Source organism: Rhodoplanes roseus, assembly GCF_003258865.1.
GTDB lineage: Bacteria > Pseudomonadota > Alphaproteobacteria > Rhizobiales > Xanthobacteraceae > Rhodoplanes > Rhodoplanes roseus.
Genome location: NZ_NPEX01000767.1, coordinates 1 through 283 on the forward strand (window position 1 = coordinate 1; position 283 = coordinate 283).

General features: G+C 59.0%; 1 protein-coding gene. It reads right to left on the bottom strand.

All coding sequences use genetic code 11. The features are described from left to right. Nucleotides 1–281 (bottom strand): prolipoprotein diacylglyceryl transferase family protein (locus CH341_RS32320; protein ID WP_342635049.1); only part of this gene is annotated, 281 nt, incomplete at its 3' end. Nucleotides 282–283 lie beyond the last annotated feature (2 nt).

The window sequence follows — 283 nt, forward strand, 5'->3', positions numbered from 1 at the left end:
GTCGGGCGCCCGAAGAGCTCGCCGTTGATGAAATTGGCGATCCGGCCGAAAAAGAGGCCGAAGGGGACGGCGGTCGATACGACGTCGAAAAGCGACATCAATGGAAGGCCGCGTTTCCAGGAGAACGCCATCATGGCCACGATCGTGCCGATCAGACAGCCGTGGAACGACATTCCTCCTTCCCATAGCCGAAAGAAGGCGAGCGGCTCGTTCAAGAAGTGGTCTGGCTGGTAGAAGAGGGCATATCCGAGCCGCCCACCGAAAATGATGCCTACGGTGATCC